The 21,414-nt window shown below is 64.2% G+C and carries 18 protein-coding genes and 1 riboswitch; of the genes, 6 read left to right on the top strand and 12 right to left on the bottom strand.

The window, feature by feature from the left end; all coding sequences use genetic code 11:
* Positions 1–224: 224 nt before the first annotated feature.
* A complete protein-coding gene (locus J8F10_RS20145) occupies positions 225–662 on the top strand; it encodes a nuclear transport factor 2 family protein (RefSeq protein WP_210656747.1) in 438 nt (145 codons plus the stop codon).
* A gap of 7 nt (positions 663–669) precedes the next feature.
* Here the strand turns inward: J8F10_RS20145 and J8F10_RS20140 are convergent, their stop codons facing one another.
* Both J8F10_RS20140 and J8F10_RS20135 read right to left on the bottom strand, forming a co-directional pair.
* Positions 670–1,299, bottom strand: a complete 630-nt coding sequence (locus tag J8F10_RS20140; protein WP_210656745.1) for an SGNH/GDSL hydrolase family protein — start codon at positions 1,297–1,299, stop codon at positions 670–672.
* A gap of 107 nt (positions 1,300–1,406) precedes the next feature.
* Positions 1,407–2,204 (bottom strand): DUF1559 family PulG-like putative transporter, encoded by a 798-nt coding sequence (locus J8F10_RS20135; RefSeq protein WP_210656743.1) that lies wholly within the window; start codon positions 2,202–2,204, stop codon positions 1,407–1,409.
* 136 nt (positions 2,205–2,340) lie between these two features.
* A riboswitch (cobalamin riboswitch) is annotated at positions 2,341–2,542 on the bottom strand.
* 130 nt (positions 2,543–2,672) lie between these two features.
* On the opposite strand from J8F10_RS20135, the gene J8F10_RS20130 reads away from it, so the two are divergent.
* Entirely contained in the window at positions 2,673–4,922 is a 2,250-nt protein-coding gene (locus J8F10_RS20130; RefSeq protein ID WP_210656741.1) for a PQQ-dependent sugar dehydrogenase, read from the top strand.
* 99 nt (positions 4,923–5,021) lie between these two features.
* Here J8F10_RS20130 and J8F10_RS20125 read toward each other — a convergent pair whose 3' ends face one another.
* Positions 5,022–5,492: a RidA family protein gene (locus J8F10_RS20125; RefSeq protein ID WP_246523453.1), complete on the bottom strand. Its 471-nt coding sequence runs from the start codon at positions 5,490–5,492 to the stop codon at positions 5,022–5,024.
* 114 nt (positions 5,493–5,606) lie between these two features.
* Between J8F10_RS20125 and J8F10_RS20120 the strand changes: the two genes are divergently transcribed.
* Complete coding sequence (locus J8F10_RS20120; RefSeq protein ID WP_210656739.1) at positions 5,607–7,754, top strand: DUF1549 and DUF1553 domain-containing protein; 2,148 nt, start codon at positions 5,607–5,609, stop codon at positions 7,752–7,754.
* 99 nt (positions 7,755–7,853) lie between these two features.
* On the opposite strand, the gene J8F10_RS20115 is transcribed toward J8F10_RS20120, so the two are convergent.
* Positions 7,854–8,351 (bottom strand): HIT family protein, encoded by a 498-nt coding sequence (locus J8F10_RS20115; protein ID WP_210656737.1) that lies wholly within the window; start codon positions 8,349–8,351, stop codon positions 7,854–7,856.
* A gap of 281 nt (positions 8,352–8,632) precedes the next feature.
* On the opposite strand from J8F10_RS20115, the gene rpmF reads away from it, so the two are divergent.
* Positions 8,633–8,827, top strand: a complete 195-nt coding sequence (gene rpmF / locus J8F10_RS20110) for a 50S ribosomal protein L32 (protein ID WP_210656735.1) — start codon at positions 8,633–8,635, stop codon at positions 8,825–8,827.
* A 3-nt stretch (positions 8,828–8,830) separates the two neighbouring features.
* A complete protein-coding gene (gene plsX / locus J8F10_RS20105) occupies positions 8,831–9,838 on the top strand; it encodes a phosphate acyltransferase PlsX (RefSeq protein WP_210656734.1) in 1,008 nt (335 codons plus the stop codon).
* A 189-nt stretch (positions 9,839–10,027) separates the two neighbouring features.
* On the opposite strand, the gene J8F10_RS20100 is transcribed toward plsX, so the two are convergent.
* From J8F10_RS20100 to J8F10_RS20085, 4 genes are all read right to left on the bottom strand, one after another.
* Complete coding sequence (locus tag J8F10_RS20100; RefSeq protein WP_210656732.1) at positions 10,028–11,596, bottom strand: DUF4139 domain-containing protein; 1,569 nt, start codon at positions 11,594–11,596, stop codon at positions 10,028–10,030.
* A gap of 91 nt (positions 11,597–11,687) precedes the next feature.
* Entirely contained in the window at positions 11,688–12,101 is a 414-nt protein-coding gene (gene mscL / locus J8F10_RS20095) for a large conductance mechanosensitive channel protein MscL (RefSeq protein ID WP_210656730.1), read from the bottom strand.
* Positions 12,102–12,308: 207 nt separating this feature from the next.
* On the bottom strand, positions 12,309–12,578 hold the full coding sequence (locus tag J8F10_RS20090; RefSeq protein ID WP_210656728.1) for a hypothetical protein: 270 nt from the start codon (positions 12,576–12,578) through the stop codon (positions 12,309–12,311).
* A 562-nt stretch (positions 12,579–13,140) separates the two neighbouring features.
* The gene (locus tag J8F10_RS20085; protein ID WP_210656726.1) at positions 13,141–15,396 is read right to left on the bottom strand and encodes an SEC-C domain-containing protein; all 2,256 of its coding nucleotides are present in this window, start codon (positions 15,394–15,396) and stop codon (positions 13,141–13,143) included.
* A 315-nt stretch (positions 15,397–15,711) separates the two neighbouring features.
* Here J8F10_RS20085 and J8F10_RS20080 point away from each other — a divergent pair, with 315 nt between their 5' ends.
* Positions 15,712–17,316: a serine/threonine protein kinase gene (locus J8F10_RS20080; RefSeq protein ID WP_210656724.1), complete on the top strand. Its 1,605-nt coding sequence runs from the start codon at positions 15,712–15,714 to the stop codon at positions 17,314–17,316.
* A 196-nt stretch (positions 17,317–17,512) separates the two neighbouring features.
* Here the strand turns inward: J8F10_RS20080 and J8F10_RS20075 are convergent, their stop codons facing one another.
* From J8F10_RS20075 to J8F10_RS20060, 4 genes are all read right to left on the bottom strand, one after another.
* On the bottom strand, positions 17,513–19,288 hold the full coding sequence (locus J8F10_RS20075) for a redoxin family protein (protein ID WP_210656723.1): 1,776 nt from the start codon (positions 19,286–19,288) through the stop codon (positions 17,513–17,515).
* A 148-nt stretch (positions 19,289–19,436) separates the two neighbouring features.
* Positions 19,437–19,748, bottom strand: coding sequence for a DNA-directed RNA polymerase subunit omega (locus J8F10_RS20070; protein WP_210656721.1), 312 nt, complete (start codon positions 19,746–19,748; stop codon positions 19,437–19,439).
* On the bottom strand, positions 19,733–20,353 hold the full coding sequence (gene gmk, locus J8F10_RS20065; RefSeq protein ID WP_210656719.1) for a guanylate kinase: 621 nt from the start codon (positions 20,351–20,353) through the stop codon (positions 19,733–19,735). The genes J8F10_RS20070 and gmk overlap by 16 nt, the downstream gene beginning before the upstream one ends.
* A gap of 84 nt (positions 20,354–20,437) precedes the next feature.
* Positions 20,438–21,328 (bottom strand): YicC/YloC family endoribonuclease, encoded by an 891-nt coding sequence (locus J8F10_RS20060; protein WP_210656717.1) that lies wholly within the window; start codon positions 21,326–21,328, stop codon positions 20,438–20,440.
* Between the last annotated feature and the right edge of the window lie 86 nt (positions 21,329–21,414).

Here is a 21,414-nt window from a genome sequence, read left to right as displayed (position 1 = left end):
CGAGGCCGGGGTGCCACTGGCGGTGGACATCCCGGCCTCGCAGAGGCCGGCTACAGAAGATCGACAGTTCGCGGTTTAGTATCGCGACTCGGGATGCTTTCCGCGCGGGCCGCAACGTTCGAGTCTCGGGAACTATCACCTCGCGGTACGCTTGTTCGGGAGTTAAACTGAACGCCCCTCCGCGCTAACACCGTCGAGCGCGGGCCACTTCGGGAGACGCGAACATGAGTCAGGCCGTTGTCAGTGCCGAACTTCTCGAAAAACTGCGCTACGCTTATGCGGCGTGGCACGATTCCCGCGGCACGAGCGACGATACGTGGGTCGCGCTCATGGCCGACGACATCGAGATGCGGTCCATCGCGGACGGGGCGCCGGGCATGGAGTTCTCCCTGCCGCGCAAGGGTAAAGACACCATTCGGGGCTACTTCTCCGGGCTGCGGGCCGACTGGGAAATGATTCACTATGCGTCCGAAGAGTTCATCGTCGAAGGGGACCGCGTGGTCGTGTTCGGGCGCTGCGCGTATCGCAACCGCAAGACGAGAAAAACGGCCGAGTCCGTTATTGTGAACCGCTGGCGGTTCCACAACGATTTGGCGGTCGAGTTTTTTGAGCTGTACGACACCGCGAAGGCGTTCGCCGCCGCGGTCCCGGACCCGGCGTGAGCCGCGGTCACACCCACACGACCGTGCGCCCGGACCGGAAATCGTGGCCCGCGACCATGCGGCAGATCGCGTCGGCGATCTTGGCCCCGCCCACGACCGACGGCTCGATGGGCGAGAGCGGCGAGTAGTCGTCAACGTGGGCACACGTCACACGCAGGTCGATCAGTGGGAGCCCCGCGCCGATTGCCGCGCGCGAGATCACGTCGTTGAACGCGGCGAGTGCGGTGCGCTCGGCGCCCCCCAGAACGGGGATCGCGTCGTAAATGGTGCAAAACGCCGTTGGCTTTCCCAGCGCACACACGCTCTTCACCATCGCGGTGTACGCGGCGCGAAATTCAACCAGTGATTCCGCGATGGTCGCGAGCGCGTCGCCCACCGTTGCGGCCGGTTCGCGCAGGAGCCCGCTCGCCAGGAGCGCGTCGTTCCCGCCGACGCTCACGACCAGGTGCGTCGCGTTGGTGGGGACGCGCGGCAACTGCATCGCGATGCCCGTGACCGTGTGGCCGTCCACTGCAACAAGAGTTGCCTTCCAGTCCGGCGGCAGTCCTCGGCGCACTTGCTCGATGACCGGCGGACGATCGGGCACGTATCGCGCGTTATCGAAGATGGAATCGCCGAGCAGAACGACGTGACTCATGACCGGCCCTTTCCCGGGAAGTGTGGGTCGGGCGCCCGCGCTGCGGGTCAAGAACGCGAACCCGCCCGTGTCAGGATGCTACCCGACGCGGACGGGTTCGCGGGGCGTCAATCTTTCCCGAACTCGACGTCGGTGGTCCCGATGTCCCAAACGACCTCCTTCTTGCGGAGCACGGTCGCGAGCGGGTCTTCCCACGACGGCGCGCCGTTGATCGTCGGCTGGCGCGTCTCCACGTGCCCGTCGGCGAAGCACACGTTCGCGATCCCGTCGTGCCGGAAGTGAACGTTCGGGAACCCCTGGGACGGAGCGGACAGGTACCAGTTCTCGGTGAGTTTGTCGAACGGCGTGCTGTACGGCACGTTCGCCGAGTCCGCGAACGCGATCGTCGCGGACGTGCCGCGCCGGTTGCTCACGGCCACGATCGCTTGGCCCGCGATCCCGTTCGATGCGCTGAACTGGTCGTTGTAGGCGTAGCTCGCCGTCGGGATGTCGAACCGCAGTGCGAACCGCTCCGGCCCGAAGACCGGGCACTGGACGATCGAGCGGTTGCCCTCCAAGTACGGCGACAGGATGCCGGTGCTCGGGTTCATGACCCGCGGGGTCGAGGTGTTGTTCGTGATCTGCCCGAACCAGTACCAGTCGGTGTACGTCATGGTCGGGGCCGATTTCATCGACGAGACGGTGAACTTTCCGCCGTTCGTTTCGGCGTGGTTGTGCAGCGCGAGTCCGAGCTGCTTCAGGCTGTTCTGGCACTTCAACCGCGCGGCCGCGGCCCGTACCTTCTGCACCGCGGGTAACAGCAGGCCGATCAGGATCGCGATGATCGCGATCACCACCAGCAGTTCGATCAGTGTGAACGCACGACGGGTCGGGGGCCGGTGCCCCCGGGGGCGCAAGTGACGCACGGGTTCGCTCCTTCTCGCCGGGACGGGCGAGCGGTGAGTTCGGGGCGGACCGAGTGCGTGAAATCGGGCGGGTTGCTGCGCGTGCTGCGAGCGAAAAAGACCGGCCCGTTCAACGGCCCGGTCCGGGGCCACGAACGATGGAAACGCCCAACGGGCAGGTCTTCTGGCTTACGGCTCTTAGCGAGTCTCGCGCGGCCTTCCCGCGGGTACATCCGCAGTGGCGTGGGAGCGCGAACCTCTGGCCGAACACAGCAGCGGCCCTGCGCCGGAATCGCACCGGCTTCCCTTTTCGTCCGCGGCGGAAAACCCTCCGCGGAACCCGTCTGGCGAACTTACAACATAGCGACCCCGGGCCGCGCGGCAACGCGCCGGAAGGGGAGCGGGAAAATCGTACCAGGGTTGGTGCAACTCGCGGCTCCGGCGGGTACAGTGTGGCCACTCTCCTCCTTTCTCACGGAACTCTCCATCATGCGTGTCATCTCGTGCGCAGTAGTTTTAGCCGGATTGTTAGTCGGTGGGGCATACGCCCTCGCCCCGCGCGCCTCGGAGCGCCCGACCGAACCCGAACCGGTCCGCAAAGTCACCGGCATCGAGAAACGGGAACTCTGGACCGCTTCAAAAGTGATCGGCTCCCCGGAACCGCCCGACCCGTTCACGCTGGTGAAGGCGTACCCCAAACTGAGTTTCAACGACGCGCTCGAGCTGACCGCGGTGCCCGGCAAGAAGCAGTGGGCGATCGCGGAGCGCCCCGGCAAGGTTTATGTGTGTGACATGGACCCTGCGAAGGCCGAGAAACACCTCGTTCTCGATGTGAAGAGGGGTATCTACGGTTTGGTGCTGCACCCGAAATTCCAGGAGAACGGCTACTTCTATGTGTCGTCCATTACCGCCGGTGACAAGCCCGACGGCACGCGCATTTCGCGCTACACCGTGACCGATCGCGAGAAGATGATTGCCGACCCGAAGAGCGAAAAAGTGATCTTCACGTGGCCCTCCGGCGGGCACAACGGTGGCTGCATGCGGTTCGGGCCGGACGGCTTCCTCTACCTCTCCACCGGTGACGGGAGCGGTATCGCGGACGGCTTGGAATCCGGGCAGAGCTTGGGCACCGTGCTCGGCAAGATCCTGCGCATTGATGTGGACAAGGAAGCGGACGGCAAAGCCTACGCGATCCCGGCAGACAACCCGTTCGCGGGCCAGCGGGGTAAGTGCGGCGAGGTGTGGGCTTACGGCATTCGCCAGTGCTGGAAGATCAGTTTCGACTCCGCGACCGGCGACCTCTGGGCGGGCGAAGTCGGTCAGGACTTGTGGGAGATGGTCTACAAGATCCAGAAGGGCGGCAACTACGGCTGGAGCGTGACCGAAGGTGCCCACCCGTTCCGCCCGGAGCGCGCGAAAGGCCCGACCCCGATCCTGAAGCCGGTCGTCGAACACAACCACACCGAAGCGCGCTCGATTACGGGCGGCTTCATCTACCACGGCAAGAAGCACGCGGACCTGAGGGGTGCTTACGTGTACGGTGACTTCGACACCGGCCGCACCTGGATGCTGAAGTACGACGCGAAGGCCGACCGCGTCACGACCCACACCGAACTCGCGAAGACCAACCTGCGCATCGTCGCGTGGGGCCAGGACCACGACGGCGAAGTTTACGCGCTCAACTTCATTGATGGCGGGATCTACCAGTTCGAGCGGACCCCGCCCGCGGCAAAGAACCAATCGGCGTTCCCGCGCAAGTTGAGCGAGACTGGGTTGTTCGCGTCCACAAAGAACCACGCGCCAGAGAAGGGGCTGATCCCGTACTCGGTGAACTCGGAACTCTGGTCCGACGGCGCGAGCAAGGAGCGGTTCATCGCGGTCCCGGGCGAATCGAAGATCGAGTACGAGACGATGACGTACCCGCAACCGGCCCCGGGTTCGGTTCCGGGTTGGCGGTTCCCCAACGGCACCGTTCTCGTGAAGACGTTCGCGCTCGAAACCGAACCGGGCAAGACGCGCCGACTCGAGACGCGGCTACTCGTGGCCTCGGTGCTGGGTGGCACGGAAGAGTACGGCGATCAGGTGTGGAACGGCTACACGTACATCTGGAATGATGACCAGACGGATGCGGAACTCGCGGACAAGAAGGGCGTGGACCGCGAGTACACCATCAAGACCGCGGCCGGCGAGAAGAAACAGAAGTGGCACTTCCCGAGCCGGGCGGAGTGCAACATGTGTCACACGGTGACGGCGAAATACGCCCTCGGTGTGAACACGGCTCAACTGAACCGCGACCACAACTACCACGGCGTGATCGCGAACCAGCTCGCGACGCTCGACCACATCGGGATCTTCACGAAGAAGCTCCCGGCCCCCGCGGAGAAGCTCCCGAAGCTCGTGGACTACCGCGACGAGAGGGCGAGCGTCGAGGACCGCGCGCGAGCGTATCTGCACGCGAACTGTAGTCACTGCCATCGAAAGTGGGGCGGCGGGAACGCGGAGTTCCAACTGCTCGCCACGCTCCCGGTTAACGAACTGGGCGTGCTGGACACGAAGCCGGGGCAGGGGAGCTTCGACATCAAAGATCCGCGCATCCTGGTGCCCGGCGACCCGGCGCGCTCGATGATCTACCACCGGATGACGCTCACCGGCCTGGGGCGGATGCCGCACATCGCATCGAACGTGGTCGATGAGCCCGCACTGAAGCTCGTTCACGACTGGATCAAGCAGATGAAGTGAGGGCGGTGATAGGGCGCCACCCGCTCGTTGACACTCGCGGCTTGCCTGAAACTTTCTTGGCGAGCCGCAAGTGCCAACGAACGGGCGGAGTTGCACAACCTACTTCTTGAGCTGGAAGATTGCTTCGACTTCAACGCTTGTGCCGAGCGGGAGTTGCGCCAGGCCGAGCGCGGTGCGGGCGTGGCGCCCGGCCTCTTGGCCGAACACGTCCTTCAGCAGGTTCGTTGCCCCGTTGATGACGAGGTGGCAATCGGTGAAGTCCGGGTCCGTGTTCACGTAGCCGGTCACGCGAACGACGCGCTCGATTCGGTCCAGCGAGCCGAGTTTCAGAACGATCGCCCGCAGGATGTTCGCGGTACACAGCGCCGCCGCTTTGGTCGCGTCCTCGACCGACACTTGTGACGGCACCTTGCCTTTGCTCGTCAAGACGCCCGCGTCGTAGGGCACCTGCCCGGAGGCGTAGAGCGTGTCACCGAGGACCGAGAGCAAGTCGATGACCGGACCCTCTTTCGGCCCGCGGTCGAGCGGGTACCCGGCGGCTTCGAGTTTCTGTTCGCGATCGCCCATCATTGGCTCCGGTTCGTGTTGGCTTCGGAACTGTTGTATGAGGCGCGTTTCCGGTTTCCCCGGCCGCGCGTTCCGGGTAAGATCGGTTGAGATTTTCTGTGCACCGAGGAACTGGAAATGCGGCTGCTGCCCCGCTCTTCCGCCATCGTCGGGCTTCTCATCGCTGGTTACTGCGCCCCCGCCGCCGAGCCGCCCGGTGCGGAGTGGGCATACGGCTCGTTCAAGCGCCCCGCGGTCCCCGCACTCCCGGACCCGAAATTACAGGCCACGAACGAGATCGACCGGTTCCTGCTCGCGGCGCTCGCCGAGCACAAACTGGCGTTCGCGCCAGAAGCGGATCGGCGCACGCTGATTCGCCGCGTGTACTTCGATCTCGTCGGGCTTCCGCCTACGCCCGAACAGGTCGAAATGTTCGTCGCGGATAAGTCGCCGGACGCTTACGAAAAGCTAGTTGATAAGCTCCTCGCGGCCCCGCAATATGGCGAGCGACAGGCGATTTTCTGGCTTGATCTCGTGCGGTTCGCCGAAACGGACGGGTTCAAGGCCGACGACCCGCGCCCGCTCGCGTGGCGGTACCGCGATTACGTCATCAAGTCGTTCAACGCGGATAAGCCGTTCGATCGCTTCGTGAAGGAGCAACTTGCGGGGGACGAACTCTACCCCGACGACCCGGACGCCGTGGTCGCCACCGGCTTCCTGCGTCACTACCCGGACGAATACAACGCGGTGAACCTGGAGCAGCGCCGGTACGAGATCATCACCGACATCACGGACACGACTTCCGCCGCATTCCTGGCACTCACATCAGGTTGCGCGCGGTGCCACGACCACAAGTACGACCCGATCACGCAGAAAGACTACTTCCGGCTGCAAGCGTTCTTCGCGGGCTACTGGCCCACGGAATCGCCGTTGATTTCGTCCAAGGAACGTGCCGAGTACGAGAAGAAATTCGCCGCGTGGGAGGCGAAAACGACCGAGGTGCGCGCGGCGATCGCGGCAATCGAAGACCCGTACCGTAAGAAGGAAAGCAACCGGCAACGCGGTCGGTTCCCGGACGAGTACGTGGGCCTACTCGACATCCCCTTCGAGACGCGGACGCCGATCCAACGGCAACTCGCGGCGATGGTGGAGAAGCAGGTTTACGTTCGAGGTGATGTCACCAAGAGCCTGAAACCGGCAGAGAAAGAGCAGATCGAATCGCTGAAGGCCAAACTCGCGGAACTATCCAAAGAGAAGCCAACTGAACCGGTGCGGGCAATGGCGATGACCGACCTCGCCGCACCGCCTGCCACGAAGCTCTTCAAACGCGGGAACTGGCAAAAACCTGGCGACGAACTCGTGCCCGGGTTCCTCTCGGCCATTGACGACCGCGACGCCGGTGCAAAGCCGCTCGGGGCCTCGTCCGGGCGCCGGGCCGCGCTCGCGAACTGGGTCGCGTCGAAGGACAACCCGCTGACGGCGCGCGTGATCGTGAACCGCATCTGGCAGCAGCGGTTCGGCGCGGGGCTGGTTCGCACGTCGAGCGACTTCGGTGTGACCGGCGATCGCCCCACGCACCCGGAACTGCTGAACTGGCTCGCGAGCGAGTTGACCGCGAAGGACTGGTCTCTCAAACACATTCACCGCCTAATCGTGCTTTCCTCCGCGTACCGGCAGGGAACGCGCGGCACGGTCGAAGGCGAAAAGGTCGATCCCGAGAACAAGTTGCTCTGGCAGTTCCCGCGGCGCCGACTCGATGGCGAAACACTCCGCGACGCGATGCTCGCGGTGTCGGGGCAACTCAACCCGAAGGCGGGCGGGCCGAGCGTGTTCCCCGAGTTGCCCCCCGAACTCCAGAAATCGGCGGGCGCCCAGTGGAAGGTTTCGGCCGACGCCGCGGAGCGGAACCGCCGTAGCGTGTACGTGTTCGTGAAGCGCAACCTGCGGTATCCCCTGTTTGCTCTCTTTGACGCACCCGACCGCAACGAAACGTGTTCCCGTCGCTTCGTGACTACCACCGCGCCGCAAGCGCTCACGATGCTGAACGATTCGATTGTGATCGGCTTCGGTAAATCATTGGCGGATCGCGTGACAAAAGAGGTGGGCACGGATCGCGAGAAGTTCATCGACCGCGCGTTCCGGCTGACGAGCGGGCGCCCCGCGACCAGCGAAGAGAGTGCGGCCATGCTCGGCTATTTGACGCGACACAGGGGCACCGCCAGTGAAGCCGCGATCGATCTCTGCCACGCGCTGCTGAACCTGAACGAATTCCTCTACGTCGATTGAATGGGTCAGTTCCAAGAGTTCCAGAGTTCCACGTTCCAGAAGTTGAAGACACGAACCAAAACGCCATTGCCTGGAATGTGGAACTCCTGGAACTTGGAACTAACGAACTACTTCTTCGGTAATCAGGTCGTACAGCGCATCGAGCGATTGCGAGATGACGTGCGTGTCGCCCGTTACCGCCATGAAGTTCTGATCGCCGGCCCACCGGGGAACAATGTGCCAGTGTAGGTGCCCCGGCACGCCGGCGCCTGCCGCGCGACCGAGGTTCAGCCCGACGTTGAAGCCATCGGCGTTCATGCGCTTTTCCAGAATGGCGATCATCTTGCGCATGACGAGTTGCAGGTCGAGCAGTTCGTCGGTCGTGAGGTCGTTTAATCCGGCCTTGTGTGCGAGTGGAGAGACCAAAAGGTGCCCGTTGTTGTACGGGAACCGGTTCAGCACCACGATCGACAGCGCGGTGCGGTACACCACGAGGTTCGCGCGGTCCTCCGTGCCCGCCCCCGTGCGGCACAGGAAGCACTCGGGGCCGGACGCGGGCGGTTTCTCCTTCGGCGCGGTGATGTACGATAGCCGCCACGGTGCCCAGAGCGTATCCATATGAATCTCTCCCGTCCCTCCCATTTTACTCAGGGGAGGGGCTTAAAATTGAAGCCGTAACCGTGCCTTCTGTGACAGTTTTTTCTCCCGTTCTTTTTAGGGTAGGGAACGGACGCGGTTCTCCCGCGAGAACGCTTCCGCACACTGTCCGATTCTCGGTGGCGGCGTAACTTGTGATTTCACGGATCGGGGAGTGAGCGGGCGCGTTCCTTGACTGTCGCGGGGGGCGGTCCTAACATGACCGTCTTAACTCGGAATTCGACACGACCGCGAGAACCGTTATGGCAGTACCTAAAAGGCGCACCTCACGTTCCCGAAAAGGCACGCGGCGCAGTCACCACCACGTTGTCGCTGTGCAGATCCAGTTCTGCGCGCGGTGCAACGAGCCGGTGATGCCGCACCGCGTTTGCTCCAACTGCGGGTTCTACCAAGGCCGCGACGCGATCGTGGTGGAAGACGACAAGCAAGGGAAGTGACCTATGCGGATCGCCCTCGACGCGATGGGCGGCGATCACGGACCGGCCCCGAACGTGGGCGGCGCCGCTCTGGCGCTCGCCGCGAACCCCGACCTGACGCTGGTTTTTGTCGGCGACCAGGGGCAACTCGATCCGTTGCTCGCTGCCGCCTCGTTACCCGCCGGGCGGGTCGAGGTGGTCCACGCGCCGCAATTCGTGGAGATGAAGGAAAAGCCGGGCGAGGCGCTCCGCCGGAAGCCGGGAGCGTCCATTTTCCGCGCCTGGCAACTGCTGGCCGAAGGAAAAGTGGACGGGCTCGTCTCGGCCGGGAACACCGGGGCCGTCGTCGCCGGCGGGCTGATGTCGCGCCGGTTCCTCAAGGGCGTTCACCGGCCCGGCATCGCGACGGTCATGCCCACCGCCAAGGGGCGCTGCGTCATTATGGACGTGGGCGCCAACGTTTTCCCCAAACCGCGCCACCTGCTCCAGTACGGCGTGATGGGGAGCGTGTTCGCCAAACACATCCTCCACATCGAGCGCCCGAGCCTGGGCCTGATGAACGTCGGCGAGGAAGAGGGCAAGGGCCACGAACTCGTCCAAAAAACCTTCGAGTTATTCCGCTCCAGCACCTTCACCGACCGCTTCGTCGGGAACATTGAGGGCCGCGACATCCATCGCGGGGCCGTCGACGTAGTCGTCACCGACGGTTTCACCGGCAATGTGGTGCTGAAGCTCAGCGAGGGCGTGCTGGAATTCGTCGTGGGGCTGGTGAACCACGAGGTGATTGGCGCGCTACAGGTCGAGCGCGAGCAGGCGCAACTCGCACTGAAGGGGCTACTCGCGAAGTACCACTACAGCGCGGTCGGCGGCGCCCCGCTCCTGGGCGTCGAGGGCGTGTGCATCATTTGCCACGGCTCCTCGAAGGACAAGGCCATTGCGAGTGCCCTGGGAATGGCCGCAGTCGACGTGCGCGTGAAACTGAACGAAAAGATCGTCGCCGAACTCGAATCGCTGCCCAGCAGCGACGAGTAGGGAAAGAGGAAGAACCGCGGATCACGCCGATAACGCGGATCAGACAAAAACAATTTTTGACAGGATTAACGGGATCGACAGGATTCTAAATTTTATCCTGTTGATCCTATTGATAACCTTCTGCCTCTTGTCTTTGTCTGATCCGCGTTATCGGCGTGATCCGCGGTTCTTTTCTCACCCACGTCGACCTTAGTGCGGCATGAGCACGGTGTAGCTGTATTTCAGCTTCTTCTCTTCGCCGCCCTTTAGCGGTAGCGTCCAAACCAGTTCCTGGCGCTTGTTCACCGAGTATACGCCCTCTTCGCGGAGTTGCTGCTTCGGAGCCGCGTCCGCCTGAACCAGTTCGCCGGAGAAGCGCCGGCGGATCAGTACCGGGATCGTTTCCTTGCGGTGGTTGCTGACCGCGAGTTCGCCCTCCACTGTCGTCTTGCGGTATTGTCGGCCACCTATCCAGATGAGGTCGCGCCCGCTGCCGTCCTTGTTCAGTTGCTCGTTCTCTATTGCTCGCGTGCGGACGCTCAGAGCCTTCTCGACGCGGAGCAGCGTTTCTTCACCCGAGTTCACCCAGTACGTCGTGCGCTGGCCGTTGAACTGCCCGTTCGCGGTCACGGTTGCGGGGCCGGTCGTCATCGGGAACGGGAGCGGGTTTTTGAACTTCAGCGCGTCCCACGTATCGCCCTCGCCCGCGCTCTCGGGCTGGCCGTAGGCGTTCCGCGTGTCGGGCACCATCCACTCGACGATGCGCTCGTACTCGGACTTCCCTTTCGCCACGGTCAGCGCGAGCGCGTCGCCCTCGGCGAGCGTGCGCGGCCCGATCGACTGGTAGTGTAAGTCGACCCCTTCGCCGCTCGGGGTGGCGCCAAGAGCGAGTTCAGCGCGGCCGCCCCACCTCTGGTTATCGGTGATCCGCTGTTGTGAAACGATGGAGTTGCCCAGCGCATCGATCTCCCGCGCCCGGTACCCCGCGAGTTCGCCGAAGAAGTGTGCCCAACTTGTGCGCGGCGCCAGTGGCGAACGGACGTGTGCGTACTCGACGCTGGGGTAACCGGAAATGAGCCGCACTTCGGCCCCTGCGAGGTCGGCGAGTTCGTTGCGCACGACAGCGTGCTGTTCGAGTTGGAGCGTCTTCGGGTCGGAGATGTCGATCCGGTAGCTGGGCGCCCACGACAGCCCGTGCGCGATATACCGGATCGTCACCTTCGTTTCGGGCTTGTCGTTGTCGTCGAGTGTGAGCACGAGTTGCGGCCGGCGGCGAATCACTTTGTCGCTCGCGTCTTCCGACTCGACGCTGGCGATCTCACTCGGATCGATGTACACGCGGCCCTTCGGTGTTTGGAGCACGAGGAACCGGCCCGCAGCGGCCTCTTCGCCCTTCGCGGGCTTGATCTTCAGCATCACACCGGCTGCCGGTGCGCGCTTGTCGCCCTTGAAGTACACCGTCACTTTCTTGCCCGCGAGGTCGTCTTGCAGGTTGCCGGGCGCGACCTCGGATACGGGTACTTCCACGTCGCGCATCTTCACGACGGCTTCGACCGTGCTGGTACTATCGATCCAGAACGTGCCGTGAACCGGTTGCGGAACGTCGTCGATCGAGTACGAACCGGCTTTGCCGAGCGTGACCTCGCGCTTGACAATGGCGAGACCGTTCTTGAACAGATCGACACCGATGATCTTGCTCTTCACCGGTACGTCGGCGGCGAGCGCGGGGGCGGGCAGTGTGGTAACCAGTGCGAGTGCGAGTGCGCGGAGCGTGCGCATGAGTTCCCTTTCGCAAGAGAGAGGCGGCCCCGGCAATATAGCGTCCCCTGCTCGCGTGCGAAGGCGGCTCCGCGCGGCCCTTACAACCGCGTTACGTACCGGGCGGGGCCGGGGGCGCGCTCTGCTTGAGTAGGTCGCGGATCTCGGTGAGCAGTTTTTCGGTGGGGGGCACCTCGGCCGGCTTCGCCTCATCGTCTTTGAGGAGGTACTTGTGCAGCGCGTTCATCCCCTTCACCACGAGGAACATACAGAACCCGACGATAACGAACGTGATGAGCGTCTGAGCGAATGCACCCCACGCGAGCTTCGCGTCCTTGTAGAGCGTGACCGACTGCGCGGACACGTCGAACCCACCGGTCGCGAGCCCCACGATCGGCATGAAGATGTCGCGCACCAGCGATTCCACGATCTTCCCGAACGCGGTGCCGATCACGATCCCGACCGCGAGATCGACAACGTTGCCCCGCAGGATGAACTTTTTGAACTCATCGAAGAACGAGCGCATGCCGACTCCGGATTGAGAAAGGGAAGGGGACGTGCGCGAGAGAAATGCGAATCGCGTTCCGAAAAAGCGCCGAGGGAGGACCTGGGTATCACGCGAGCGAGTTTTTGTTGAACACGAACGCTCGTCACTCTGTCGGATCGCTTCGGTTTGCTCCCGCAGCGATTTTCTAGGCGCGACGAGCGGACCGGGCGCCCGCGCTTTGCAAGATTAGTTGGTGACGTGTGAGCTGTTGTCACCGATCCGGCTGCACACCCACGCGATGAAGATCACCACGCCGACGATACCGGCGATGATGAGGACGCCGTCGAGTGGAGCATCATCGCGTTCGGCAGCCGGTGCGCCCTTCGTTCGGGCGGTCGTGCGGGCCGTGGCTTGAGTCTGCTCGGTCGGGCTCGTGGCGCTCGCCGTTGAACCGGCGAAAATCAGCACGACCGCGAGCACCAGTACGCGAACAGGGGTGACGAAGTAAGCAACCATCGGATGCCTCCCCGGTGTGAGTGAGTGCCGGGAACCGTGTCCTAATTGACACCCGAATTCACTCTATTGTTCGCTCGCTGGGGGCCAAAATTAAAGGGGCACGCGCACGAATTGATGTACTGTGTGACGCGGGAAGGATTTGGGGCGAATCGCACAGGAGATCGGCCACAAACACGGCATGGAAGAAAGGTGCAGAAGAGCCACGGATAAACGCAGATAACGCGGATCAGACAACGGAAAAGCAAAGAGAGATTGGCCACAAAAAGGCACAAAGGGCACAAAAGAAAACAGAGGACAGAGAACAGAAGGTAAAGGATACTGGTTCAGCCCCGGATGGGGCGACAGCGTGTAGCCAGGGGTGAAGCAACGCGCAACCCCTGGCGAACTCTCACCAACACAACAAGCACCCGCCAAGAGTTGGGTTCGCGTGGCTCGCTACACCCCTGGCTGCACGCTGTCGCCCCATCCAGGGCTGAAACCCAATATCATTCCGTTTCTCTGTTCTCTGTCTTCTTTTGTGCCCTTTGTGCCTTTTTGTGGCCAATCTCTTTAAGGTCTTGGCTCACGTCGCCTTGCGTGCGGCGGCGACGAGTTCCGAGCAGTGGCCTTCGAGGTCGCGATTACCAGTGCGCTGGGCGGTTTCGAGTCCGGCCTCGGCGAACTGCAGCGCCTTCGCGCCGTTCTTCATCCGGAGCATTTCCTCCGCGGCCGTGGTGTAGAACTTGCCCTCGTCCGGGTGCATCGCGACGAGCGCCTCGAACTCGGCCGCGGCCTTCTCCGCGTCCTTCGCCTTCACGTAAAGCTGGGCCTTGCGGAGCTTGTACTCGGTCGCCCGCTGGCCGCCGTTGTGGTCCGCGTCGTACTTCGCTCCCTGGTCGATGAGTTCCGCGGCGCGGGCCGTGTCCCCGGTCGCCGCGGCGCCGGTGATCGCCGTCGCGTAGATACGGTAGCGGTCCGGCGTGGTCGCGTCGAACGGCTTCAGCAGTCCGGCTTGCGCGAACGCGACCGCCAGTTCGCGGGCGTCGAGTTTCACGGCGGACAGCATCGCGTGTTCCAGTTCGCCCACGGACAGTGCGGCCACGTCCAGGCCCGCGAGTTCGGCCGTGTTCATCGTGCCGATGTCGCGCTTCTTCGGCACGGTCGGCACTTCCGGCGGGCGGGCGGCTTCGGGGGCCGGCTTCTTCTCTTCGGGTGCGTCGGCGGGCACGTTCACTTGCGGGGGCGCCGCGCTCACGTACTCCATGCCGAGCTTGTGTCGGAGTTGCGCGAAATCGTAAACCTCGATCGGAACCGCCTCTTCGCCGACCCGCTTGTGCGGCAGGGCCGTTTTGAGGCAGTCTTCCAGGAACTTCACCACGCCGAACACGTGCTTGCGGAGTACCTTACTGCCCATCGCGTCGAGCGCGTTGTTCCCGGAGAGCGCCTTCAGGGGGCGGTGGAGCCAGAGGTTCTCGAAGTAGTTGGCCGCGTACCCGCGGAGCTTGGCTTCCAGCGCGGCCTCGTCGCCGGACCCGGCCGGCTGCGCCAGGGCTTCCAGCACCACGTCGCGGAAGTTCAGCGGGTTGGTGCTCTCAACCGGTTGCTCGACGGCCAGTTGCAGCGCGGTGCGCAACTCGTCGGCCACGCGCGCCACCGACTCTCGGTTCGGGTGGCTGAGCCGGACGACCCCCTGACCGATCATCACCACGATGCGGGCGGTGATGCGGGCCAGGTTCACCGTGCCGACCGTGAGGAGCGACGGGATCTCCTCCACGATCATCCCGAACAGCATCCCCCGTTCCTGATCGGCGTGGGCGCCGCGGAGCCGACCGGCCTGTTCGTAGGCCCCGAGCAGGCGCATGACCGCGTTCTGATCGCGGATCGGCATCACGAACGAGTGGCCCAGGTGGTCGGAGTCGTTTTCCATCCCGAACCCGCACCGGAGCACTTCCGCTAGCGCGCCCGCTTCTTCCGCGCGGTAGTCGTCCGTCTCCAGTTCGACCGACTTGACGAGGGCGGCGACCGATTTCGGTTGCTCGCCGAGCCACGCGAACACGAGGCCCAGGTTGAACCAGGCCGCCGGATCGTCCGGGGTGATTTGGGTCAGGCCCTCGAACGCTTTTCGGGCGTCGGAGAGTTTGCCGGTCGCGGCGGACTCGGGGACCGGCTTCGCGGTCGGGCGGAACACGTACTTCTTGCGCGCCGCGGCCGGGAACGGACCTTCTAGGCCGAACTCACTGTCGAGTTGCGCGCGGAGTTCTGTGTCGGCGGGCTGAACGTGGGCGGCCCGTTCCAGCGCCGCGCGCGCGGCGACCGGGCGGTTCAGCATCGACTCGCCTTGGTAAATCTTGACGTACACGGCCGCGATCTGGTCGTGCGCTTCCGGGTCGTAGGCTTCTGCCGCTTTGCGATATAGCAGGAGCGACCCGATGAGTTCGCCCTCGTTCTCGCGGAACTGACCGCGCAGGAAGTACGCCATCCCGAAGCTCGGGTTCAGCTCCAGCGCCTTGGACAGCGCCTCTTCCGCCTGCTCGAACTTCTGGGTGTACCCGGGCGGCGGTTCGTTCGCGCCGGTGGGGCGCCGGGCTGCGGGGCTTCGGGCCGCGGCGTCCAGTTCCGCCGCGCCCGCTTTGTACAGGAACTGTGCGTAGTACAGCCACGCTGAGGGGTTGGAGGCGTGGGTCGTGAGCAGCCCCTTAATGGTCTGGAGGGCCGCGTCGTGTTGCCCCTGATCTTCCTGGTCGAACGCCTTCTCAACGGTCTCGAAGTAGGGGGCGCAGCACCATTTGAACTTTTTCCCGCTGCCGCACGGGCACGAGACGTAGGGATCGAGAGGCATTTTCGGTCACCTTGGGGCGGAAGTTGAGAGCCGACGATAGCGGTTGCCGGAGGTATAATGACAGCGTGGGGCGAATCATGTGGCCCGGCGCGGGGCGCGCGGGTTCCGGCGTTACCGTTCGTTCTGCTCAGAATAGTGGGTCTGGTTCCGCATGAAAACGGGACGGCGGGAGTTTGACAGGGGCAAAATTCGTCCTAATTTTGCGTGCCTCGCCCCCGCTGTGGCGGAACGCGAATCCGTCGTGCGGGGGCGAAACCGCACTCCGACCCGATCTACTCGCCGGTCCGCGCCGGCTTCCCGAAGGACGAATTCCCAATGGTGACGAGCGACCTCGGAGCGTGCGAATGGTTCGTCTGGGATCTGCGGCGCAGCGGACTCATCGACCGCGGACCACTCGACCAGATCGTCGGCGAGTTCCTCAAACGTAACCCGCGCGCCGAGGCCCCGGCCCTCGCCGAGTTCCTGGTCGACCAGGGCACGCTGACCGCGTTCCAGGCCGAGCGCATCCTGAACGGTAAGAGCCAGGGGCTCGTCCTCGGGCCTTACGTGCTGCTCGACGCGATCGGCGCCGGGAGCATGGGGCAGGTCTACAAGGCCAGCTCGAAGAACGACAACAATCACTACGCGGTAAAGGTGCTCCCGCGGCGCAGCATGTGGAACGTCCGACTGGCCCGGCGCCAGGTGCGGTCGTTCGGGAGCTTCACGCACCCGGCCGTCGTCCCGTTCGTCGACGTGGGCACCGCCGGCGGGTTGCACTACCTCGCGTGGCCCCTCGTTGAAGGTACCACGCTCGAATCGATCATCCAGCACCACGGCAAATTGTCCCCGAACCAGGTCGCGCTCTACGGCGTGCAGGTCGCGCAGGGGCTGACGATCGCCCACCAGAACAACCTGTTCCACGGCCTCGTGAAGCCGTCGAACGTCATGATCGGCTCGGACAACCAGGCCCGGATGCTCGACTTCGGCATCGGCTCGCTGCTGGTCGAGAACGAGGGCGAGAGCCTCGTGGACACCATGTCCACCGCGAACACGCTGACGAGCGGGCTGGACTGTGCCAGCCCCGAGAGCATCATGGAACCGGCCAACCGGACCCCGGCCGGCGACCAGTACAGCCTGGGCTGCGTCCTGTACTACGCCCTCACGGGCCACGTGCCGTTCCCGGAAGGGTCGGCGGTCGAGAAGATGATGGCCCACCAGACGAAGGAGCCGACGCCGATCCGCGAACTGGCCCCGAACGTACCGGCCGGCCTGGAAGAAATCGTTCAGCGGTTGATGGCGAAGGCGCCCGAGGGTCGGTACAGCGGGTGCGACGAAGTCGTCGAGGCGCTGGAGCCGTTCCTGGGCGATCTCAATCAGATCCCGGGCGGCGTCCCGGGCGGGAGCCGGGCCGGGGCGTCGGGCCTCGGGAATCGCTCGAGCAGCCACATGCCCGGCCTGCCGTCGCGGTCGAACCCGGGATCGCGGATCACCCTGCCGAACAAGCCCTCGCCGAGTTCGGGCGCCCGCCCGATCCCCAAGCCACAGTCCGGCCCGGTCGCGCCGGACATGCGGACCCCGAACCCGCAACCGCCCCGGTCCAGCGCGAACGTCCCCAGCCGGGCCTCGTTCCAACTGTCGTCTCAGAGCGACGAGAATGATACGGGCGCAGCGGCGCCGGTACACACGCCGCCCGCGGGTGCCCGTAGTGCCCTGCCGAAGCTCCCGACTCGTGGCGCGGCGAACGCGCGACCCGAACCGAAGCCCGTGAAAGCGGCCCCGCCGCCCGCGCCGATCCCGGACGAAGAGGTGGAGGACGTGGGCGAGTGGGCCGAGGAAGTGCCGGAGCGCAAGAACAGCAGCGCCGGGACGATCGGGCTCGTCGCCGTGGCGATTGTACTGATGATCGCCGTCTACATCGGCGCGACCATGCTCATGAAGTAACCGCGTGAAGTGAACCAACCCGTCCGCCGACTCGCACGCCCCCGGGAGCGCCAGCTCCCGGGGGTGCTTCTGTTTTTCCGCGCGATTGTGGGAGCCCGGCCCGCACGAACGCTGATCCGTTGTTTATTCCGGGGTAGCTTTGTGAAGCGCCGCCACCAAGAGTGAGTGAGACACTCGTGGTCCCAGGAATGAGACCTTACCGCGACTTCCCTTTTACTTCCGCCCCGGTCTCGGGGTTGATGCGCAGGTTCAATTTCTCGTTCGCGTTGGTGTAGAAAAAGAACCCGAACATCATCTCGTGGTGCGTCTGCGGGCCGTTGCGCACGACCGCAAGCGGGTCCGGGTTGTACGGATTGAACGCGGAATTATCGTACCGGGCCACGCACTCCAACCGCGTGCCCTTCGGCAGCACTTTCTTGCCCGGCTCCCAGCGGTACGGCACCTGCCACGAAAAGTTGTAGTTCGCAACGACGAGCAGCGGGTCGCGGGTTCCGTCGGGCCGGTGCGCGGTGAACGTCATGTCTTTCCCGCGCAGGTGCATGTGCGAGAACAGGCCGACCCCAACCACATCATCCTCGAGCACGCGGCGCGCGGTCACCTTGTGCGCCGGCGCGCCGGGCGGGATCGCGAACTTGCTGTCCGTGAGCTGGATGTTTTGGAGGCGCTGGTGTACCACCTCGCGCGGGTACCGCAGGCCGACCGATAAGCGGCAATTCTCGGCTTTTCCGGTCGAAACGAAGTGAATCTGGAGCGCGAGAAACGAGCCCTTCGGGATGCGGAACGCGACCCCGCTGTCGAGGGCCATCGGTTCGCCACCGGGCACGTACCCTGTAATGAAGTTCTCTTCCTTGAAGCCGGACGCGAGGCTGCCGAACGCGAGATTGGCGTGGTGCAGCACGCGCGGGTTGTCGGATGTGATTTGCACGCCCCGGACCCACGTGTCCTCGGTGAAGTTGTGCAGCAGAACCGCGTACTTGTAGGGGATATCGCCCTTCGCGGGCAGCTCGAATTCAGTGGACTCCAGCACCAGATCCGGCTTCCCGATGAGCCATTTTTCCTTTGTTTCTTTCGGTGGGGCCGGGGCCTTCGTGAGATCCCCCGGCGCGGCGTCGGTGCGTGCCCAATCGGTGACGACGGCGCGCTCCTCATCCGACAACCCGCGGCGGTTCACGAACGGCCCGAAGTCGTGACTCGCGAACCACGGCGGCATCCGCTGGTCCTTGATGACTTCCGCGATCGCAGCCGCCCGTGTGGACGCTTGTTTGTAGGTCGTCAGCGCGAACGGGGCCGATCCACCGGCCTTGTGACACTCCCCACAGTGTTTCTGGAGAATGGGGGCCACGTGCTCGGCGAAGTTCACGTCCTTCGCCTTTGCCAGTTTGGGAAACGTGATGAGGCAGCCGTCCACTTCGGTTTCCTGCGTCGCGACCTTCTGGCCCGCGAGCACGGCGTCGAGCGCGTCCTTGAGATCGTGGGTCGTGGGCTTCGCGCGGTTCCCGCGGTTCCCGCGCACGCGGTACTGGTCGTCAATGCGCCCGCGGTAGCGGATCGTCTTATCGGCATCGAGGACCACCACTTCGGGCGTGCGCTTCACTCCGAGCGCGCGAGCGACCGAGCCGTCGAAGTCTTTCACGAAGGGGAACTCGGTGTCGTACTTCACTGACTGCGTGGCCATCGCAATGAGCGTGTCCTCATCGGCCGCGTTCACCGCGACGAACTGCACTCCCTTGGGGCGGTACTCCGTTTCGAGTGCTTGTAACGTGGGCAGGTACCGCTGGACGACCGGGCAACTCGTGTTGGTGAACACGAACACCAGTGCCTTCTTCGCGCCGAAATCGTCCGAGGTGCGCGGGAGCGAGCGGATGTCGGTGAACTTGAGTTTGCCGACGCGGGCACCGATTTTTACGTCGTCTTCCGAGCGTGCTGTGGGAGCCGAGAGGAGTGCGAACACGAGCACGAAGAGGGGGCGCATGGGAACCCTCGCGGAGAGAAATGGGACGCATGAAGAAACCTACCCCCAGTCCCTCCCTGAAGGGAAGGGGAGAAAGAACAGCCGTGTGTCTTTCTCCCCTTCCCTTCAGGGAGAGACTGGGGGCAGGTTTTTCCGCGCCGGGACGCAATTACTCGTCGGACGGCTTCGCGGTGGAGCCGGGCGCGGGCGGGGTGGACCCGGGCATACCGGGGTACGCGCCGGGGAGGTTCGCCATCACGGTTTGGTTCTTCGACTGCACTTCGCCGGACGCATCGAGGTGGATCTTGTCTTGCAGGATCTCTTGGATCACGATCGCCATGCGGTCGGTCAGGCCGCGCGTGTCCACCTGCGGCTTGGCGCCCGTGTTCAGCGCCACCATGCGCTTCTGGATGAGCGTGGACAGTTTGAACCGCCCGCCCACCTTGTTCACGATCCCTTCTTCTTTCAGTTCGTCGAGCATGATGGTTCCCCTCGGGTGTTGAAGCGCTCGCGGATGACTCGTTCGAGTTCGCGGACGGCTTCGGAAAGTTCGCTGTTTACGATTCGGTGCTGAAACTCGTTGGCCCGCGCTAGCTCATCTCGGGCCGTGGTCAGGCGCCGTTTGATCCGCTCTTCGCTCGTGTCGTTCCGACCGCGGAGCCGGGCTTCCAGTTCCGGGAAGTTCGGCGGTTCAATGAACACCGACAGGTGATCGTTGGGGAGTTTCTCGCGGACCCGCGCTGCGCCCTGTACGTCGATCACCAGGACCACGCCAATACCCCGCGCCCGGTGCTGGTCCACTTCGCTCTTGGGCGTGCCGTAGAAGTCGCGTCCGAACACCACTGCGTGTTCCAGCAACTCGTCGGCGTCGATGGCTCGGCGGAATTCGTCCTCGCTCCAAAAGTGGTAGTCGGTGCCGTCCACTTCGCCCGGGCGCTCGCTGCGGGTCGTCGCGGTCACGGCGCGCCGGAGGGGCAAGGTCGCTTTCGTTTCCGCGAGCAGCCGGTCCACAACGGTCGTCTTCCCGACCCCGCTGGGGCCGGAAACGACAATGAGCGGCGCCGGGTGCGAATGGGTCTGGTTCATTTCAGATTTCAGATTCTCGATTGACGAATGTGGACGGCCGGGCTGTTCTTCAATCTCAAATCGCACTTCTGAAATCACAAATCCCTACTCCACGTTTTGTACCTGCTCCCGCAATTTCTCCAGCGTCGATTTCATCTCGACGACGTGTCGGCTGATAGACACATCGCCGGCCTTCGAGCCGATGGTGTTGGTCTCGCGACCCATTTCCTGGATGACGAATTCGAGCTTGCGCCCGGCCTCGTCGCCCTTGCGGATCAGCTCCGCGAACTGGTCGAGGTGGCTCGTCAGCCGCATCACCTCTTCGGACACGTCCGTGCGATCGGCGAACAGCGCGACCTCGCGGATGACGGTTTCCGCGTTCAGCACGAGCCCGGCGTCCGCGACCGCTTGCCGCACGCGGTCCAGAATGCGCTGGCGGTACTCGGTCACGACTCCGGGCAACAGCGTGCGAATGGCCGCGAGTTGTTCTGCGATGGTGCCGTGGTGGGCGAGCAGTTCGGTCGCGACCGCTTTGCCCTCTTCGCCCCGCATCTGATTGAGTTTCGCGAGAGCCGCGTCGAGGGCCTTCTCGACCACCGGCCACTCGTCGTCGGGCGGCGTGCCGCCGTTGCGGGTTTCGGGTGCCACTCCCGGCAAGTTCAGCGCCCCCGCGGAGAGCGGGGCGACCAACTCCGGTGTACCGGCTTCGAGGCACGAGGCCCGAATTTGCTTGAGGTAGTCGGCCAGGACTTTTGTGTTCAGCGCGGGCGCGGCCGCGTGCCCCTGTCGCTCGACGCGAATGTGAACGTGGAGCGTGCCGCGCCGGACGTGTCGGCGGACGACCTTCTCCAGTTCGCTCTCGTAGAGCGGGTACGGGTCCGAGCCGCGGACGGTCAGTTTCAGGTGCCGGTTGTTGACCGCCCGTACCTCGACGGACACGCCGAGGGTACCCGTTTCAATGCGGGCCGCGCCGAACCCGGTCATGCTGAGCAACACGCCGGTGGCCTCTTGGCTTTGAAAAAGGGACACGCCTACGGGCGGGACGGTTCGCTGGGTTGAACCGCAACCGGTTCGGGAGAGGG

It is taken from the genome of Gemmata palustris, assembly GCF_017939745.1.
GTDB lineage: Bacteria > Planctomycetota > Planctomycetia > Gemmatales > Gemmataceae > Gemmata > Gemmata palustris.
The sequence above is the reverse complement of the archived record's forward strand: the minus strand, read 5'-3'. Positions and strand labels throughout refer to the sequence as shown.

Coding starts and splice junctions, on each gene's coding strand:
- J8F10_RS20145 (WP_210656747.1), top strand. CDS start 225: ATGAGTCAGGCCGTTGTCAGTGCCGAACTTCTCGAAAAACTGCGCTAC.
- J8F10_RS20140 (WP_210656745.1), bottom strand. CDS start 1,299: ATGAGTCACGTCGTTCTGCTCGGCGATTCCATCTTCGATAACGCGCGA.
- J8F10_RS20130 (WP_210656741.1), top strand. CDS start 2,673: ATGCGTGTCATCTCGTGCGCAGTAGTTTTAGCCGGATTGTTAGTCGGT.
- J8F10_RS20125 (WP_246523453.1), bottom strand. CDS start 5,492: ATGATGGGCGATCGCGAACAGAAACTCGAAGCCGCCGGGTACCCGCTC.
- J8F10_RS20120 (WP_210656739.1), top strand. CDS start 5,607: ATGCGGCTGCTGCCCCGCTCTTCCGCCATCGTCGGGCTTCTCATCGCT.
- J8F10_RS20115 (WP_210656737.1), bottom strand. CDS start 8,351: ATGGATACGCTCTGGGCACCGTGGCGGCTATCGTACATCACCGCGCCG.
- rpmF (WP_210656735.1), top strand. CDS start 8,633: ATGGCAGTACCTAAAAGGCGCACCTCACGTTCCCGAAAAGGCACGCGG.
- plsX (WP_210656734.1), top strand. CDS start 8,831: ATGCGGATCGCCCTCGACGCGATGGGCGGCGATCACGGACCGGCCCCG.
- J8F10_RS20100 (WP_210656732.1), bottom strand. CDS start 11,596: ATGCGCACGCTCCGCGCACTCGCACTCGCACTGGTTACCACACTGCCC.
- mscL (WP_210656730.1), bottom strand. CDS start 12,101: ATGCGCTCGTTCTTCGATGAGTTCAAAAAGTTCATCCTGCGGGGCAAC.
- J8F10_RS20090 (WP_210656728.1), bottom strand. CDS start 12,578: ATGGTTGCTTACTTCGTCACCCCTGTTCGCGTACTGGTGCTCGCGGTC.
- J8F10_RS20085 (WP_210656726.1), bottom strand. CDS start 15,396: ATGCCTCTCGATCCCTACGTCTCGTGCCCGTGCGGCAGCGGGAAAAAG.
- J8F10_RS20080 (WP_210656724.1), top strand. CDS start 15,712: ATGGTGACGAGCGACCTCGGAGCGTGCGAATGGTTCGTCTGGGATCTG.
- J8F10_RS20075 (WP_210656723.1), bottom strand. CDS start 19,288: ATGCGCCCCCTCTTCGTGCTCGTGTTCGCACTCCTCTCGGCTCCCACA.
- J8F10_RS20070 (WP_210656721.1), bottom strand. CDS start 19,748: ATGCTCGACGAACTGAAAGAAGAAGGGATCGTGAACAAGGTGGGCGGG.
- gmk (WP_210656719.1), bottom strand. CDS start 20,353: ATGAACCAGACCCATTCGCACCCGGCGCCGCTCATTGTCGTTTCCGGC.